This is a genomic window from Sulfolobales archaeon (genome assembly GCA_038897115.1).
In the GTDB taxonomy this organism is placed as follows: Archaea; Thermoproteota; Thermoprotei_A; order Sulfolobales; family AG1; genus AG1.
In genome coordinates, this window is sequence record JAWAXC010000001.1 from 47331 (window position 1) to 64095 (window position 16765).

General features: G+C 44.8%; 15 protein-coding genes. 8 read left to right on the top strand and 7 right to left on the bottom strand.

The window, feature by feature from the left end:
* Position 1: 1 nt before the first annotated feature.
* The 3 genes from hemC to QXE01_00260 all read left to right on the top strand — a co-directional run bounded on the left by hemC (position 2) and on the right by QXE01_00260 (position 2291).
* Complete coding sequence (hemC, locus tag QXE01_00250) at positions 2–934, top strand: hydroxymethylbilane synthase (protein ID MEM4969663.1); 933 nt, start codon at positions 2–4, stop codon at positions 932–934.
* Positions 924–1727: a uroporphyrinogen-III C-methyltransferase gene (cobA, locus tag QXE01_00255; GenBank protein MEM4969664.1), complete on the top strand. Its 804-nt coding sequence runs from the start codon at positions 924–926 to the stop codon at positions 1725–1727. Before hemC ends, cobA begins: the two co-directional genes overlap by 11 nt.
* 198 nt (positions 1728–1925) lie before the next feature.
* On the top strand, positions 1926–2291 hold the full coding sequence (locus tag QXE01_00260) for an aspartyl protease family protein (GenBank protein MEM4969665.1): 366 nt from the start codon (positions 1926–1928) through the stop codon (positions 2289–2291).
* A 140-nt stretch (positions 2292–2431) separates the two neighbouring features.
* On the opposite strand, the gene QXE01_00265 is transcribed toward QXE01_00260, so the two are convergent.
* Complete coding sequence (locus QXE01_00265) at positions 2432–3388, bottom strand: glycosyltransferase (GenBank protein ID MEM4969666.1); 957 nt, start codon at positions 3386–3388, stop codon at positions 2432–2434.
* Between the two features lie 137 nt (positions 3389–3525).
* Between QXE01_00265 and QXE01_00270 the strand changes: the two genes are divergently transcribed.
* From QXE01_00270 to QXE01_00280, 3 genes are read left to right on the top strand one after another with little or no spacing between them, the layout of a single operon-like run.
* Positions 3526–4482 carry an isoaspartyl peptidase/L-asparaginase gene (locus tag QXE01_00270; GenBank protein MEM4969667.1) on the top strand — a complete coding sequence of 319 codons (957 nt, stop codon included), beginning with the start codon at positions 3526–3528 and terminating at the stop codon, positions 4480–4482.
* A gap of 33 nt (positions 4483–4515) precedes the next feature.
* On the top strand, positions 4516–4725 hold the full coding sequence (locus QXE01_00275; GenBank protein ID MEM4969668.1) for a hypothetical protein: 210 nt from the start codon (positions 4516–4518) through the stop codon (positions 4723–4725).
* An 18-nt stretch (positions 4726–4743) separates the two neighbouring features.
* On the top strand, positions 4744–4971 hold the full coding sequence (locus tag QXE01_00280) for a hypothetical protein (GenBank protein MEM4969669.1): 228 nt from the start codon (positions 4744–4746) through the stop codon (positions 4969–4971).
* 84 nt (positions 4972–5055) lie between these two features.
* Here the strand turns inward: QXE01_00280 and QXE01_00285 are convergent, their stop codons facing one another.
* Entirely contained in the window at positions 5056–5445 is a 390-nt protein-coding gene (locus tag QXE01_00285; protein MEM4969670.1) for a hypothetical protein, read from the bottom strand.
* A 5-nt stretch (positions 5446–5450) separates the two neighbouring features.
* Entirely contained in the window at positions 5451–8015 is a 2565-nt protein-coding gene (locus tag QXE01_00290) for a penicillin acylase family protein (GenBank protein MEM4969671.1), read from the bottom strand.
* Between the two features lie 582 nt (positions 8016–8597).
* On the opposite strand from QXE01_00290, the gene QXE01_00295 reads away from it, so the two are divergent.
* Together QXE01_00295 and QXE01_00300 are read left to right on the top strand one after the other, a co-directional pair.
* Positions 8598–9362, top strand: a complete 765-nt coding sequence (locus QXE01_00295) for a hypothetical protein (GenBank protein ID MEM4969672.1) — start codon at positions 8598–8600, stop codon at positions 9360–9362.
* Position 9363: 1 nt separating this feature from the next.
* Positions 9364–9966 carry a hypothetical protein gene (locus QXE01_00300; protein ID MEM4969673.1) on the top strand — a complete coding sequence of 201 codons (603 nt, stop codon included), beginning with the start codon at positions 9364–9366 and terminating at the stop codon, positions 9964–9966.
* 30 nt (positions 9967–9996) lie between these two features.
* On the opposite strand, the gene QXE01_00305 is transcribed toward QXE01_00300, so the two are convergent.
* The 4 genes from QXE01_00305 to QXE01_00320 all read right to left on the bottom strand — a co-directional run bounded on the left by QXE01_00305 (position 9997) and on the right by QXE01_00320 (position 16762).
* Positions 9997–10533: a hypothetical protein gene (locus QXE01_00305; protein ID MEM4969674.1), complete on the bottom strand. Its 537-nt coding sequence runs from the start codon at positions 10531–10533 to the stop codon at positions 9997–9999.
* A gap of 219 nt (positions 10534–10752) precedes the next feature.
* Positions 10753–11601: an ABC transporter permease gene (locus QXE01_00310; GenBank protein MEM4969675.1), complete on the bottom strand. Its 849-nt coding sequence runs from the start codon at positions 11599–11601 to the stop codon at positions 10753–10755.
* Positions 11602–12693: 1092 nt separating this feature from the next.
* Entirely contained in the window at positions 12694–13509 is an 816-nt protein-coding gene (locus QXE01_00315; protein MEM4969676.1) for a thermonuclease family protein, read from the bottom strand.
* Positions 13510–13651: 142 nt separating this feature from the next.
* Positions 13652–16762, bottom strand: coding sequence for a glycoside hydrolase family 38 C-terminal domain-containing protein (locus tag QXE01_00320; protein MEM4969677.1), 3111 nt, complete (start codon positions 16760–16762; stop codon positions 13652–13654).
* Positions 16763–16765 lie beyond the last annotated feature (3 nt).

Consider the following 16765-nt stretch of genomic DNA (forward strand, 5'->3'; position numbering starts at 1 on the left):
CATGCTTCTGAGGATAGGTACTAGGGGGAGTAGCCTTGCGGTTAAACAAACGCTAGAGGTTGTAGATGCCATTAAAAGGGTATATAGTGGTGTTGAGTTCGAGCTTGTGAAGATCAGAACCAGGGGGGATGCTGAGGGCTCGCCTAGGAGAATAGCAGAGCCCGGGATCTTCACAAAAGAGATAGATCTAGAGCTTATCAGGGGGAACATAGATCTTGCTGTGCACTCCCTCAAGGACTATCCAACAAAGATCCCTGAGGGGCTGGAGATAACTGCGATCCCTAGGAGAGCATCTAGGAGGGATGCGATTATACCTGGATCATATAGATCTCTTAGGGAGATCCCCAGCGGCTCTATAATAGGGACTAGCAGTATGAGGAGAATATCCCATATCCTCTACCATAGGAGGGATCTAAGGGTTAGGAGGATCAGGGGTAATGTTGATACTAGGATAAGGAAGGTTGGTGTTGATGTAGATATAGCTATATTAGCCGAGGCTGGGCTTCAGAGGCTTGGTTTTGAGGAGTACACCCCGCTAGATCCAAGTGTGATCACTCCCCAGGCTGGGCAGGGCGCATTAGCCGTGGTTGCTAGAACCGGCTCAACAGCCTCTAAGATCGCGTCCCTCATAGATGATCCCGTTTCAAGGCTCGAAGCCTCTGTGGAGAGGGGCTTCATATCCCTCCTAGGAGTTGGCTGTAGAGCCCCCATTGGGGTTACAGCAATAGCTGTTGGATCGTCTGTGAGGGTTATAGCATCCCTTGTATCGCCGGACTATACCCATAGAATATATATAGATAGGTTCTACGATAGCCTGAAGGCTGGGGATATTGTTGAGAAGGTTATGAGGGAGTTCGAGGCTCTAGGGGGTTTGGAGCTTGTGAGAGAGTGGGAGAGGGTCTCCAGCGGTCAGGGGGATCTGGATGGAGATTGAATATAGAGAGGATCTAGGGTGCAGATCGCCTGGGAAGGTATATCTAGTCGGCGCAGGCCCAGGAGATCCAGGGCTCCTCACCCTCAAGGGTTTAGAGGCTATCTCGAGGGCAGATGTTATCCTCGTGGATAGATTAGTTCCGAAGGAGATCCTGGGGTATGCGAGGCAGGGGGCTGAGATCATATATGTTGGGAAGGAGCCTGGGCACCATAGCTATAGCCAGGATGAGATCAACAGGATCATGGTTGAAAAGGCTATGGAGGGTAAGATAGTTGTTAGGCTGAAGGGGGGAGATCCAATAGTATTTGGGAGAGGAGGAGAGGAGATGGAGGCTCTGAAAGAGGCAGGGGTATGCTATGAAGTGGTTCCAGGGGTATCCTCGATATATGCTGTGCCAGCATATGCTGGGATACCTATAACACATAGAAGGATATCATCATCAGTAGCGATCACAACAGGTAGGGAGGCAGAGGATAAGGGGGAGAAGAGGGTAGATCTTAAGGCCATGGCTAGAGTCGTCGACACTATAGTAATCCTCATGGGGATCTCGAGAGCAGGAGAAATATCGAGAGAACTAATAGAGGGAGGGCTACCACCTAAAACACCTGTAGCCGTGATCGAAAACGGAACCACAGAAGATCAGAGGATCCTTATAACAAGTCTAGAGAAAATGCAGAGAGAAATAGAGAAACACGGGTTCAAAAACCCCGCAGTGATCATAATAGGAGAGGTAGCCCTCCTAGCTAGAAAACTATGTTGGTATAAATGCGACAAAATATTAGAAGAGCTCTAACCTTGCCCACCCGGAGAGGGATAAGAACCTCAGATCCGTGATGAGGCTATTACATCTAAAAAACCTTGCCCCTTTAGTGCGGGGGGAGAAGCCGGTCTTTTAAGGGGAAAATGCTTTCATGTAAAGGCTATAATATTAAAAATAATATTTATCAGCTAACTCTAATCACATATTGAGAGGGATGAGGAGGCACGGTATATGGGTTTAGTCTATATAGATGGTATTGTTAAGCATAGAGGTAAGGCTGTGAAGGTGAGGTTTCTAGTAGATTCTGGGGCAACATATACTGTGTTAACGAGATCTATATGGGAGGATCTCGGTTTAAAGCCTATGGATGAGATGGAGTTTATTCTTGCCGATGGCACTGTTATCCGTAGACATATTTCTGAGGTTCTACTCGAGTTACCAGGTTTTGGTGAGAGACATACTCCTGTAGTACTTGGTGAGGGCGAGGATGAAAATCTGCTGGGTGTGGTGACGCTTGAGATCTTCGGTTTAATATTGGATCCATTTAAGCGAGAGCTAAGACCAATTAGAGCTGTTATGAAGAGACATACGATCTAAGCTTATCCAAGGCCTCCTCTATAGTAGAGCAAGAGCTACATAGATTTAGAATATATAGCCCTTATAAGGATCAACATCCCTGGGATTAAGCTTCTTCAATATAATAACTAATATTTAATTCTTGATATAACCTAGCTGTGTTAATTATCGATGCACTTTCGAGCTCCGCTTTTCTCCCAATGCCTCTTAATAATATTAGGTAGATCGCCATATTTTATAGGATCATATCTTGGGAGCTTCTCAACCATCTCCCTAATAATTCTACATCCAACCTCCTCAAGATCCCCTGTGCCATAGACCTCCCTAGCCTTCATAGAGGCGAAATCCTCGAAGGAAATCCCTTTTTTAGCAGCATCGTAGAACTCAGACCTATATCTAAACCAAAGGGTTTTAAGAGCTATTCTTATGGGCCTCTTAACGGTTGGCATATGATACCCCATGATCTTATCGATATAGATTGCTCTATAGAGCCATATTGGGGCTATAAGGGAGTCAAATGGCTTACCATCTACATAGACATTTCTATATCTCAGTTCTTTAGAGGCTGTGAAGAGCCAGTGTTCTATGTGATAGGGTTTTTCACCACATGTGTGGTAGATATCACCACACAGTGTAACCCAGGGCCAGTAGATTAGATAGTGTTTTCTAGGATCCAGCTTCTCTATGAGGGATCTGATGAAGCCCACAGAGTCCTCCTTCATAATGAAGTCTCCATCCCAGTGTAGGATCCATCTATAGCTAGCCTTAGCCAGGATCATGTTTCTAATATGGGCAAGATCTCCTGGGGGAATCCACTGGTACTTTATATTAAGTCCATGCTCTTCTCTTACCCTCTTTATAATATTCGGGGTGTTATCGTTGCTGGAATCTATGATTATATATTCATCGACTAAATCCTTTATAGATAGGAGGGAAGGCTCGATCCAGTCCTCCTCATTATAGACAGCAACCATGGCTGATATACCTTGGGGTCTCTTCCTAGGATCATCTCTAACCCCTATATAGAAAGCTAATGTGGAGATCGTATTCCTCAGCATGAAAGTGCCTCTCCTACCAAGTAGCCTTCTAGCGATGGCTCTGAAGCTGCTCTTCATCATCCTCGCCCAAAGTATGTGAAAGGGGGGCTATAAATTTGAAAGGGCTGTAGCTAGAGATATAGTTATTAATATGAGGTGGCAGAAGCTAGCCTCTAAAATTATTTAGGCATTCTCACCATAGTTCTCTGGTGCTCTGCTTGCCTAGTGGCAGGTTAGAGGTTCTTAAAGTGGGTAGGCCTGCTATTGCGTTGCATGGGGGAGCTGGTAATTGGGATGTTGATGAGTCTACTAGGGTGAAGGTGGAGGGTTTTCTAGGGGATCTTGCAAGGGAAACGCTAGATCTCTTGGAGAGGGATTATAGTGCTTTAGATGCTGTTGAATATGCTGTTTCAAGGCTGGAGGATTCTGGGTTATTCAATGCTGGTTATGGGAGTAGCTTGAATATCGAGGGGGTTGCCCAGATGGATGCGGGTATAATGAATGGTATCGATATGAGGGCGGGTGCTGTGGCTATCGTTGAGAGGGTGAGGAACCCTGTTAGGCTTGCTAGGATTGTTATGGAGAAAACAGATCATGTCTTGATAGGGGGTTCAGGAGCTGATCTCCTCGCCAGATTATTTGGTTTAGAAAACAGGGTGGTTAATATAGATGTTGTTAAGAGATATAGAGAAATGCTCTCTAGGAATGCCCCACCTCCTTTCTATAAAAAGAATAATGATTTAGTAAAGAGGCTAGGCCTGGTAATTGGAGATACTGTAGGGGCTGTTGCAATCGATAAAAAGGGTGGCTTAGCCGCGGCAACCAGCACAGGTGGGATCTGGCTGAAGATAAGCGGTAGGATAGGAGACTCACCAATACCTGGAGCGGGGTTCTATGCTGATAGGAATATTGCTTGCTCAGCAACAGGTATTGGGGAGACAATTATGACTATATCGCTATGCAGATCGATAGGGCTTCACTACAGATACCTCAGAGACATTGCGAGAGCCGTTGAAGAGAGCTTCAAAGAGCTAGAGGATCTCTTCGGAGTCAACACAGCAGGCGTCATAATACTGACCTCCGATGAGAGTTACGCGGCCTACTACAACACCAAGGGAATGGCGAGAGCTATCTACTCAAAGAACCTGGTAAAACCCATAGCCAGAATATTTTAGCTATAACATTAATTATCCCCATGGCATATCTTCTTGGGTGGTTTTCTGAGCTCTGTTGAGGATTTTATTTCTGCTGTTGAGAGTGATCCTTCTGTTAGGAGGAGGCTTGCAGCAGCGATCCTCACTGATTCAGATGCGAGGCTAGCGATTATAGGTGCTGTTCTAAGGGATGTAGCTACTAGAAAGGATATAGATGATCTTAGGGGTGATGTTGATAAGAAGGTTGAATCGCTTAGAACGTAGATTAAGGGTTTGGATTCTATGGTAGCCTCTCTAGCTGAGAGAGTTACAAAGGTAGAGGGATCTCTAGAGCAGATGATAAAAAGAATAGAAGATATAAACAACAGTCTTACCAAGAGGATCGAGGATCTTGATAAGAGGATAGATTTTGTTGCAAAGATATCGATAATACTAGCAGGATCTGTTGTAGCAACTCTCATAACACAGATAGCACTAGCAATGATAACAAGGCTAGGAATACTGCCCTAGAGGATTCAGCATAAATGTTTTTCAAAATAGTTATATAGATCTTTAGTCCTCATGATGCTTCAATTATTGCATTCCACTGTTTCTCTAGCTTTTTTCCCTTGCATATATTTCTAATATGATTTTCTTTATGTATGTCGTTGCTATATAGGTTAGAAGAGATGTTGCTATATATGCTGTGATTGATATCGCTATTAATGTTATCCAGCTGATCCCTGCTATTGATGCGAAGGTGTCTAGCATATTGATTGCTTTTGGATCTGTGGTGATGCTCGCTATTATAGGGGTTATAAATATTGCTGATGATGCAACTAGGTTATTGATGACTCCTAACCAGGTTTTGCTAGGTGATAGAAGCGCTTGGGGTATTGCGATGAGGATCGATATCCATAGCCAGTTAAGCCCTAAGGCTCCTCCTGCAGCGCCTACAATGATGCCTGATATGATGGGATATATATTGTCTCTAACCAATCCCATTCTGATCACCTGCTAGGCATCACTATGATCATAGCTACTATGCCTCCAACGGTTTGGGGCGTTTCTGGGAGATCCAGCTGGCGATATTCATATCTATACCATGTGTTGAAGAAGCTTTTATAGTAGTCGCTGAATGGGTTCTCGCTCTGGCCTCCTGGGTATATGCCGTAGGCCTTTATAGATCCTCCCTCTACATAGGCCACGATCCTCCAGCTAGGGCCTGTTCTAACATAGGTCCTCCCAAGACTCTTTAGATCATAGGGTATCGGGGCGTTCATCAGAGTTGCAGATCCGCCATCCTCTGGCACAGGCCCTATGGATAGGGGTTTGAGCCCGCTTGGATGGGCTATATATAGCATGTGAATCCTCCCCCACACCCAGGTGTTTATATCATCGCCATAGGATGCTCTAAGGATGCTTATCGCTTTTGAAAGGGCTTTTCTAGCAGCATCGCCTAGGCTACCTCCAAACCATTTTGAGCTGGGCATGCTATGGATCAGCCATAGCAATGTGTCCTCGCTCGGGTATAGCCTTAGCCTGATCCCATGATCCAAGTATATCTTTGAGAATACCTCATCATATAAGGAGGAGAACCAGGCCCACCATATAGTTGGTGCTACTAGATCCTTATCCATTCTATAATCCCATGATCTGAGGATCTCGAGGGCTTTAGCCTCAAGAGGATCTAGATCTTTATACCCCTCAACAGCTTTAAGCAACACAGGTAGTGAGGATGCAGCATACCATAGATATATATCTGCTTGATATCGCATCATATCCTCAACGGAGTGTCTATCTTTACTGGATAGAAGCTGGTATATCCTCTGTGCCCTAGCACCAGGATCCCACCAGCCTCCTAAGATGAAATATGGGTAAAATGGCCCCACACTCCTCTGGTTAGGCGCTGCAGCCCACCCTCTTTCTGGGTTAATTGTCCTTGGTATCAGTTCATAGGGGACATAGCCCTCCCACTCATACCCCCCACTCCCATTCAATATAGATCTAGATCCTATGACCTTCACCACATCTCCATTGGGAAGCCTCACAGATACAGATCTATATGGGAAGAGACCTGGTATCACGATACCATAGTTATTCCTGATATCTATGAATGCCCAGTTCTGTGAGGGCACATCCCAGTATCTCAGGGCATTGACTAGATCCTCATACCCTCTTGCCTTGTTAACAAGATATATAGCTATGGCCTCTCTAGTAACCCCGCTATCGTCGTTCATATACCCTGCATTGCCGACCCATCTAAAGGATATTGGGGCTCCTCTAGTGCTTATTATAGGGCCGTTAGCGGTTATATTCACCTTCAGCAGGTAGACCCCATAGCCCCTAACCCTTATAGACTCTTCAACGATCTTTAGAGGCCTCCACTCCCCCTTGTAGAGGTATTTATCGCCTACTATCTTCTCCAAATAGAAATCCATAACACCTATCTGGGTATTGGTTAGACCCCACGCAACATATTCGTTGAACCCTATGATTATAAAGGGTATCCCTGGGAGCGTCACACCCCTGACATTCGCCTCAGGGGTTTTTATATGGGCCTCATACCATATAGCCGGTATGTTGAGGGATAGATGGGGGTCATCTGCTAGCATGGCCCCACCAGTAGCTGATCTAGATGGTCCCACAACCCAGTTATTGCTACCTATCTCTCGGGGTTTTTCACCGCTGAGATCTAGGATCGATTCTATCGCATCTAAAATCTGCTGTGCGAGAGCATTATCACCGAGATCTATGCCTGTTGCCCATGGAGAGAACCAGTCTAGGCTCCTGAGATAGCTGGGATCTATATTGATCCTTGTATTGCCTATGCTTCCATCCCCTGGGATCACGGTTATGTTATCACTATAATAGGGATCTACTGGAAAAAGGGTGTTAGTATCTCTAGACCCGAGCTTCATAGCTAGGTATGTTAGTCTAAGGGGTTCAAAGAAGTCTGTGAGGCTCCAAGCCATATACTTAGCCCATGCAATGCTATCCTCAGGCCTCCATGGCTCTGGCTCATATCCTAATAGCTTGAACATAAGGGGCAGTTTATTGTTGCTCCTCATCTCCTCTATAGCCCTATTAACCCCTGCGGAATATGCATAGAGAATAGAGTAGACCTCTGGATATGTTCTTCTAATCCACTCAGTTGTATTCACAGCGGATCTGTAGAGCCCCACTATCCTCATATAGATATCCTGTTTCAGAGTAGAGTTGCCGAGGATCTCGGATAATCTTCCCTCAGCAAGCCTTCTCTGTATATCCATCTGCCAAAGCCTGTGATACGCATGAACATATCCGAGGGCAAAAGCGGCATCCCTATAACTATCAGCAAAAATATGGGGAACCATATGCTCATCAAAAACCACAGTAACCTTATTCCCAACACCATCAACCCTGATCTCTATAGAGCCTCTGAAATCGCCTCTCCCAATCTCTCTCCAAACACCTGTATAGGGATCTATAAGAGATGCTACAGACCCTAGGGACGTTATTATCAGAAACATCAAGACAATTGACAAAACAATTAACATGGTCTCTCTAATAAAGACCATCTCCCTTGAACCCATGATAGTTAAAACCAAAATATATTTATAATTATCTAACGATTCTCTCGAAGGATCTATTTAGGAGGCATAATGTCTCCCCAGTATATTCAGAGAATTGCTGCGGTTAGAGAGCTAAGCCAATGGGAAAAAAGATCCTATAATTAAAACCTTGGACATCTAAGGATAGGGATGGCGAAAAGCTAGAGCGTGTAAAAGCTGTTGATCTAAAGCCCGGGGTTCTGTGATATGCGGAATAGGGGTAACTGATTAAGAAATATGAGGGTATACTTGGAAAATCATCTGGAAGGATTTTAGGGAGCTCGAAGAGGGTGCTCGAGCTTAACGAGCGCCTCGACACAAATGATCAATGTGAGATGGAAAACTAGCTTTCGCCGCTATCGTCTCTGTCTACTATTTAAGCTCTATATCGATTTTAGGGTTTACCAGAGGCTAGGCTCTAATAAGAAGCTGGAGAAGCTGACCCCTCATCGCCCTAGGCGTCGGGCATGGATGGCTCATAGACCCTATATCCTGAAATATCTTGCTAGCTATATGTTTCTTTGTGTTTTTAATGCGTGTTGCTCCTATTTCTTGGGGGTGGTGTTGTCCTCCTACGCTACGATTTCTCCGGTTGTATCAATAGCTTTTGCCGATGTTAAGGTTCCATCTACGATTGTTAAGACTCTTAAGGGGCTTGTTGATGAGGTGTTGATAACCATAGATTCTGGGGGTTTCAAGCTAGCCGCTCTAGATCCTGCTAGGGTTTCTATGCTCCTTATGGAGATCCCTGCTAGTGCTTTTCTCGAGCTCAGGGTTGAGAAGGAGCTCTCTATAGGTGTTTCTATGCAGAGCTTAGAGCTCACTGTCGAAGCTGCTAAGAAGACTGATAAATATGTTCTTGTGAGTGATGGGGAGTTTGTAGAGGTTATTGTGGAGGGTCTCCCAACTAGGAGGTATAAGTTTAGAAGCATCGAGATACCTAGGGAGATCCCTAATATAGATGTTCAATATGATGTTGAGGCTATAGTCGGTATAGATCCTTTTAAGGTTGCTGTGAAGGATATATCCTCGATAGGATCCTATGCCCTTTTCAAGGCTGAGGATGAGGAGGTTCTCCAGATTATGGAGGCATCTACTAGAAGAGGGCTTGCAAGGCTATCGAGATCCTCGGGATCTTTAATAGATCTTAAACTATCTAAGCCATCAAGCTGCTCCTACGAGGTAGAGTATATAGAAAAGGCGCTCTCCCTCGCAAAACTAGCCTCCCAGCTCCAGCTAAGCTTCTCAAACGACGCACCCCTTAAAATGATCTTCCCACTAGCTATAGGTGGTACAGCAACCTTCTACCTAGCGCCGCAGGTTAGCTAGAATGGTTAGAATATATATAGAGCATCTCGAGGAGAGCCTAGGCAGATGGGTGCTGGCTGAGTATAGGAATAGCTATAGAATAGCCGGGGATCTCCTAACTATAACAGGGATCGAGATCCCGGGTCTTCCAAGTACGAGGAAAAGGTTCCACGAGCTTGTTAACCCTTCAAAAGCCATCATACTAGATCCCCAGGCTCCCCAGATTCTAGAGCCAGAGGATCTAGTTGGCTTCGAAGCAATAGTAATAGGAGGGATACTGGGTGCCCACCCACCTATGGGGAGGACTAAAAAGCTATTATCAGATCGATACCCAGAGGCGGCTAAGAGGAACATTGGAAAGCACCAGTTCCCAATAGATGCAAGTGTATATATAGCTCTAGAGGTTATTAGGGGGAGGAGGGTTAGGGAGATCCCGATAGCGCTTGGGCTTATAATAAGGAGGAAGATAGGCTCTATAGAGCATGAGATAGAGCTTCCATATGCATATCCAGTTGTTAACGGTAAACCCCTGATCTCGGAGGAGGTTCTAGAGATCCTAGTAGGTAGGGGGGAATGCGAGATAGAGGTTAAAGAATATATAGACCAGGGATCTGGAAAGTATTGATCCCTTAACAGATGTTGATCCTTGAATCACCTACCATCCCATATAGATGCTATCTAGCTTAAGCCTTGGGGAGGATATTGCTGCCATGAGAGAGGATACTGAAAGGGTGGCGAAAAGGGCTAGGATCGCGGGCGACGATGCCGGGTGCTCGGTTGTCAAGTATCCAGGTATTGTCTGGGATATCATCATATATGCAACTATAGCTATGCCCAGGATGCTTATACACGATGCATAGAACGAGCTACTAAGCCTCCCAAGGGATATATATGAGAGGAGCTCGAAGACCGAATATATGATCCAGTATAGTGGGAACATCCTGCCCAGCTGAGAATCTCTCATAGGCTGATAAACCACTGAGAGATAGAGAAGAGCTCCGAATATGAGCACGAGAAACCCTGTGAGATAGTAGAAAGCGCTAACCCTTCTACCGAGGAAGATCCATCCAAACCCTCTTAAGAGAATACCAACAGGATATGTAAAGAGAGCCGGGTATATCAGGGTAGCCATGGAAATATCGGTTAAAAATGAGAATATGAAGCCTATTGTTAGGAGAACTCTATGAACCAACAATATCTCCGAGCATATAGCTGGCATAAAAACTATATATAAATACTAGCGTCAAAACAAATAAGCCGTTTATCAGGAGGTGTAGATGTTTGTTGACGGATCTACTCTGTTGTTATTGTGGCAAAGGTGTTTCAAAACTTCTAGGATGATTATATGGTTTAGGCTCTTCTGAGTTAACGGTTAATCTAGTTGATGGGTTTCTCAGGGCTAGCTATATAGCTATTTCTTGGGTATATCGCTATAGAGTATTCTATATGCTGCTAGCGATATGAAGAGCGTTGAGTAGCCTGCTACTGAGAGGGATGCTGCTAGGGGGTCTCCATATAGGCTCATTAATAGCGGTGTTAGGAGGAAGGCTCTCTGGAGGATCTCGGTGGGTATTATATATGCATGCATAGTAGCCCCCCATGTTGGTAAGAGCCTTGCAATTATTGAGTAGCCTCCTCCGAAGCTTCTTTCGAGGAATATTAGGAGGCCGCTTATGAATGGTAGAAAAGCTAGCATGGAGATCGGGACTGCCGTGGCTATAAGGGTGTTCCTTGTTAACGAGCTGAGGGCGAGTCCTAGAGAGAAGAAGATGGTGTTTGAATATATATTAGCTATAAGGATGGCTGGGGCCATATCTATATATAGCTGTGGGCCGAAAACAAATGTGGATAGAGATATTGATAGGGTTAGCATGAGTATTGTGAAGAGGGCTTGGAGGATATATCCACCCAATATCTTTCCCAGAAATATCTCAAGCCTCGTAGCGGGTTTCGTGAAAAGGGTTTCAGAGGTTCCCCCCTCGAATTCCTCGGAGAAGGATCCAGAAGCTATGAGAGAAGCTAGACCGGACATTAAATATGATGGGAGGAAATATGTGAATAGCCAGGCCAAACCGAGATCAGGTTTCACAGGAAGGTTTCTCATAGAAGCAACCCTATTGATCTCGCTATAGCCATATATACCTAGGATCTGAACCAGGACAACCAGTATAACCCCAGCCAAAACCTTCCTCCTAGCAAGAGCCCTTCTAATCTCATACCTAGATATAACCAAGACCCTCCTAGCCGAGGGACTACCCATCAGAGCATCTAATGCTAATATCTATATGAAGCAAATAAGATTTCAGACCCTAAGCCAACTTAGATGTTAAAGACTAAATCCATAGAAGTCACAGCTACCGCTCATCCAAGAGTGATCGTTTCTGCCACCTCAGGCCCCCTCACGGCGGTTAATCATGGGTCTTGGAAACCCAGGATCGCATTATACCTACTAGCTTTGGAGTCTATGGAAACAAATCATCATATCTAATAGCCTTGAAAAGACTAAAACAACCTTAAAACATCATAAACAAGCTTCAGCTACCCCATAAGATCATCACGCATCAGTGGGCATGACTCACATCATCCAAGGATATAGAGGGTAAGAAACTATTTAAAGAACCCTCGAGACTAACAAGGAAGATGCCAATCTAGGTCGAGAAAAACAACTGATCAGCTAACAACCTATCGATTATATATCTAGCTAGGGGAACCACGATCATGCTACTAATTTTAAAATATCGCATAACGTTAATTATCCTTAGATGATGAGCCTATCTCTTCGCCGAGCGATGGGGAGGCCAGCCTGTGCTGATCTATACCAGCGATAAAGTTAAGGGAGATTTCATAGATTTATAGATATTGATTCTAAATTCAATGATCGGTGCAGGTCAGCTTCCTCATCCCTCGGTTGAGAGGAGGTTTCGTCACCAAAGAAAGATAATTTAGCTATGGTTAAAAAGTTTTCCAAGAAGATCTTTGGATTTCTATTGCTAGCTCTTCTTACCTCTTATTTTTATCAGTATAATAAGGGAATTTTAGATCTTAATCCATATTACTAGTTCCTGTTTAATCCTCTTCTTAGTAAGATAATTATTAAACCACTACATCACAACTGTAAGCCTTACATTTCAGGGTGGGGAAGAGGTCAGACGTTTTATTAATCATTCTGATGTAGGGGGTAGTTGTAAGTTTGCCTCGAAGTTAATATAGCCATCATCTTAGAGGGAAATATATTATCTAGTAAATCAGATATGTCTATAGTAAGCCGAGTTAGTTCGAAAGGGGAGTTATTTATTTCGAAGGAGATTCGTGAGAAGCTTAGATTAAAGCCTGGTATGAGGGTATTATAATCTTAGCCACGCCTCATAGATCCTAAGGCAATATATCCTATTACGAAGCCTATAGCGAGGGATATAAGGATAGCTGCGGCAAGAGAACCTATGTCGAGGTTTGATATAGTCTTGGTGAATGTATCTATCCTTGTAATTATTACTGTTTTCTCGGATATCTGATCTGCCGTCTTTATTAAAGTGTTATGAAGTGTTCTATATAGGGTTATGTTTTGGGGCTTTATCGTTATAGTTTCTGTTGAGATCTTCTCTACAGTTGTATAGATAGTTATTGGCATCGCTATAGTGGTGATCTCTTGTGGGGTTATTGTTATAGCTGTTGCGGTTTGGTTAAGTACTATGTAGAGGCTCCACCCGCTAGGGCTAAACTCATTTGGATAGTCAACTATCTTTGCATAGCCGTTTAACACCAGCCAGAGGTTTATGTTGAGTAGATGTGTGGAGTTAATCGGTAGATATGCTATTGCAACCACCCTACCATATCGATCATAGATATAGAGGTCATCTATATCGAGATAGATATTCTTTCCAGAAACTAAAGAGCTGAGAGCCTTCTTAGCCTCCTCACCCTCAGGAGTGCTAAGTTCTGGAGCGTTGATATCTGCAAGTCTAACCCTTATCGTGGAGCCATTGAAAGATATATATTTATCTTTATAGACAGCCAGAACCCTGAGATCCAGGGTATCCCCATCGATAACTCTAACCACAGCTCCATAGACCTCGATACTATATAGAGGTTCTGCATAGGCTTCAAACCCCACTTGTATATATTGAATCAGGAGTGCTATTAATATCAAAATAGAAATTGCTAGCCTCATATGATGCACCACCTATCCTCAGATATATTGGGGTTTATAAGGTGTACATGGGCGAGGGCCTCATATAATTAAAAACATACTTAGCGTTAAACCTCTAATCCTAAAAGCTGGTATCGAGACTGGGTGTTGTAAGATATGCTAGCTATTTCTGCAAGGGCTTTAGCAGGAGGGTTTTGATCTCGAATGGTCTCAATGGGATCTCTAGGGACTTTCTACCTGGGATCGGTTCCCCCTGGGGTCTTTCTAGTAGATCGCATTGGTATGCTTCAAAGGGGATCCAGAGATCTATTCTCGCCTTTATATCTCTATCATATGGGTTGTATATTCTGAGCACATATCCCTCTCCCTTTTCAGAGATCTTAATACTCTCTATGATAGCTCCTCCATCGGATAGCGATATATAGCTTGCCTGTGGATTCCTACCACCTGCTCTAACAATCCTCGGCGAGCTCCAAAGCTCATAGGCTATTCTGGGCACCTCACCATCTACATAGCCTCCTCTATGGGTGTAGATATAGTATCTAGCCTCGAACTCCTCCAAACCACTATATGGATCTGGGAAGACAGGGGTTTTCGCAAGGGTTAGCCCCACCTCATCCCCCCTAGGGCTATATCCATGCCTAGTCATAGAGATCATTGCGAAGCCTTTAGAGCCATCTGATATATCAGCCCATCTAAGGGCTGGGACCTCGAATTTAGCTATATCCCAGCTATCCCTGGGCTTGGAGCTCCTTCTAATTGCTCCAAATGGTATCTCATAGAATATATCTTCGAAGCTGAATGAAGGCTTTAGCCATGCTTTAAGTAGATATCCCCTCGAGATCCACTTGATATTCGATGTGATCTCAACAACCCTAGACCCTCTCGATAGACAGATCCTCTGGATGATCTCAGACCCCTTATAACTATAGCTGATCTTTCCGCAGGCCTTCAGAGATCCGCTATAGACTATAGAGGGCTCTCCAGATGGTTTGAGATCAATCCCTGGATCCTCTATAGAGCTCCTCTCAATATCCCAAGCATCCCAATCACCAGGCTTATCCCTATGGGCTCTAAGGATATGACTTATCTCAAAACCAAGCTCTAGATCCTTGACCCTAATAGACCCATCCCTACTGATCATAACCCTGAGCAAGCCATTATCAAGGATATAGCCCTCCTCCCCCCTATACGCTATAACCCCATCCCCGCCCTTGGGAGGCTCTAAATCGGCTCTCTCAAGTATAACGTATCCAGTAGCAGGGATCTCGATCTCGACGAGGACAGATCCCCCTAGATCCTGGTGAGCTAGCGTGGATCCCTCAGCATATCTATATAATCCCCTGGGAAGCTCTATAACAGCCCTTCTAGACCATGGTAGGCTGTTGAAAACAGCTATATAGCCTTCTCCATCTCCACCAGCTATAGCTACCATGGCTTTCTCAGAGATCTCGGAGCATGTTTTTAGAGCATCCTCCAACTCTTTATAGGCTTCTAGATAGGCATCATAGCTAGCAGATCCTGGGAGGACATCGTGGAACTCAGCCCTTAAAAGGGTTTCCCAAGCACCTCTAAGCAGATCCCTGGGATATGTTGTCAACCCCATTGAAGCTGCAATGGTGCTCCAAAGCTCAGCTGTTCTGAGGCATTCCTCAGCCCTATACACTAGATCCTTGATCCTGTGGTTAGTTGTATAGGTACCCCTGTGGATCTCAACATAGAGCTCCCCCTTCCACGTTGGAGCCTTTTTTGAGGCCTCTCTAACAAGATCTATGTATTCTGCCTCCCCCACTCTATGCAAGATCCTGGGTAGCCTGGGCATCCTATTGATCCACTCTATTCTTTCCAACATGATAACGCTTGGCCCCCCACCGCCGTCTCCAACGCCGAATGCGTGTACAGCAGGTGCTAGATCCTTCTGCCTATACTCATCCCAAACCCTTTTAACCTCATCAGATGATAGGCTCCCATTATACGTTGTTATAATAACATGGACAGGGATTTTACTCCCATCAATACCCTCCCATAGGAAGAGGTGATATGGGAATCTATTTGTATCGCTCCACATAATCTTGTGGATGACGAACACCTCTATACCTGCGAGCCTCATAATCTGTGGGAGCTGTGCTGAGAAGCCAAACGTATCTGGTAGCCAGCCTATCCTAGAGATCCTCCCAAACCTCTCTAGGAAATATAGCTGGCCATAGAGGAGATGCCTTGCAAGGGACTCACCTGTAACTAGGTTTGTATCGCTCTCACACCACATACCTCCAACAGGGATCCAAAGACCTTTTTCCACAAGCCCCTTGATACCTTCGAAGATCTCTTGAGAATCCTCTGCCCATGCGTAGTATTGAGCACTGCTCTGAGCATATGAGAAGCTATATCCATCCCTCACTAGCCTCAGAATATTTGAGAATGATCTTAGAACCTTTCTCCTAGTCTCGCTATACGGCCATAGCCATGCAAGATCTATGTGGCAGTGGCCCAGAGCAATTATTTCTCCCTCCTTTGGATATCTCTTGGCAAGCTCCTCTAAACCCTCTACGAATATTTTGTAAGCCTCATCTATAGCTCTATCCAAATCCTGATCCTCGATAGCCTGGATATCCCTAAGAGATCCTCTTAAAACCCCTGGGCCATATACGCTGGCTATGTATCCTCTATCCCATCTAGTTGCTAGGGGTTCTCCCAGATCCCTGAAGATCATCTCTACAGCAGTTATCTGGGCTACTCCTGGCACATAGTCTATTGGCTCTAAGGCCTTCGAGAGGGTCTGAAGGATCCCATCTCTAACATCACCTTCAAGGATTCTCGATGCTCTTAGAGCCTCCAGCATACCGAGACCAAGGCTTATGCCCCTCCAGTTTACCAGGGCTGCGAGGGAGTAGTTGAAGCTGAATATCCATGGGTTCTCGCCGAAGAGCGCTCTGCTAGTAGCTTGGATCGCGATCTCGTGCTCGCCATGGGATATGAATGATATGCTATGCCACGGATCTAAACCCTGGTGGATCTTCCCATCAACCTTTATAACCCCTCCACCGCTAATAGAGGCCTTGAAGATCCATCTATATCTAGGAGACTCCTCGAGATAAACCCTGGATGAGAAGATAAGCTCATCATCAGGCCTTACTCTAAGTACTAGAGGGAGCTCCACCTCAACCCCTCTGTTCAGGAATAACCATCTATCGATATTCTTAACAGATTTAACACTTACACCAAGAAGATCTAGGATCCTCCTGTGGATCTCGGACTGCCTATACCTCAATGGCATATG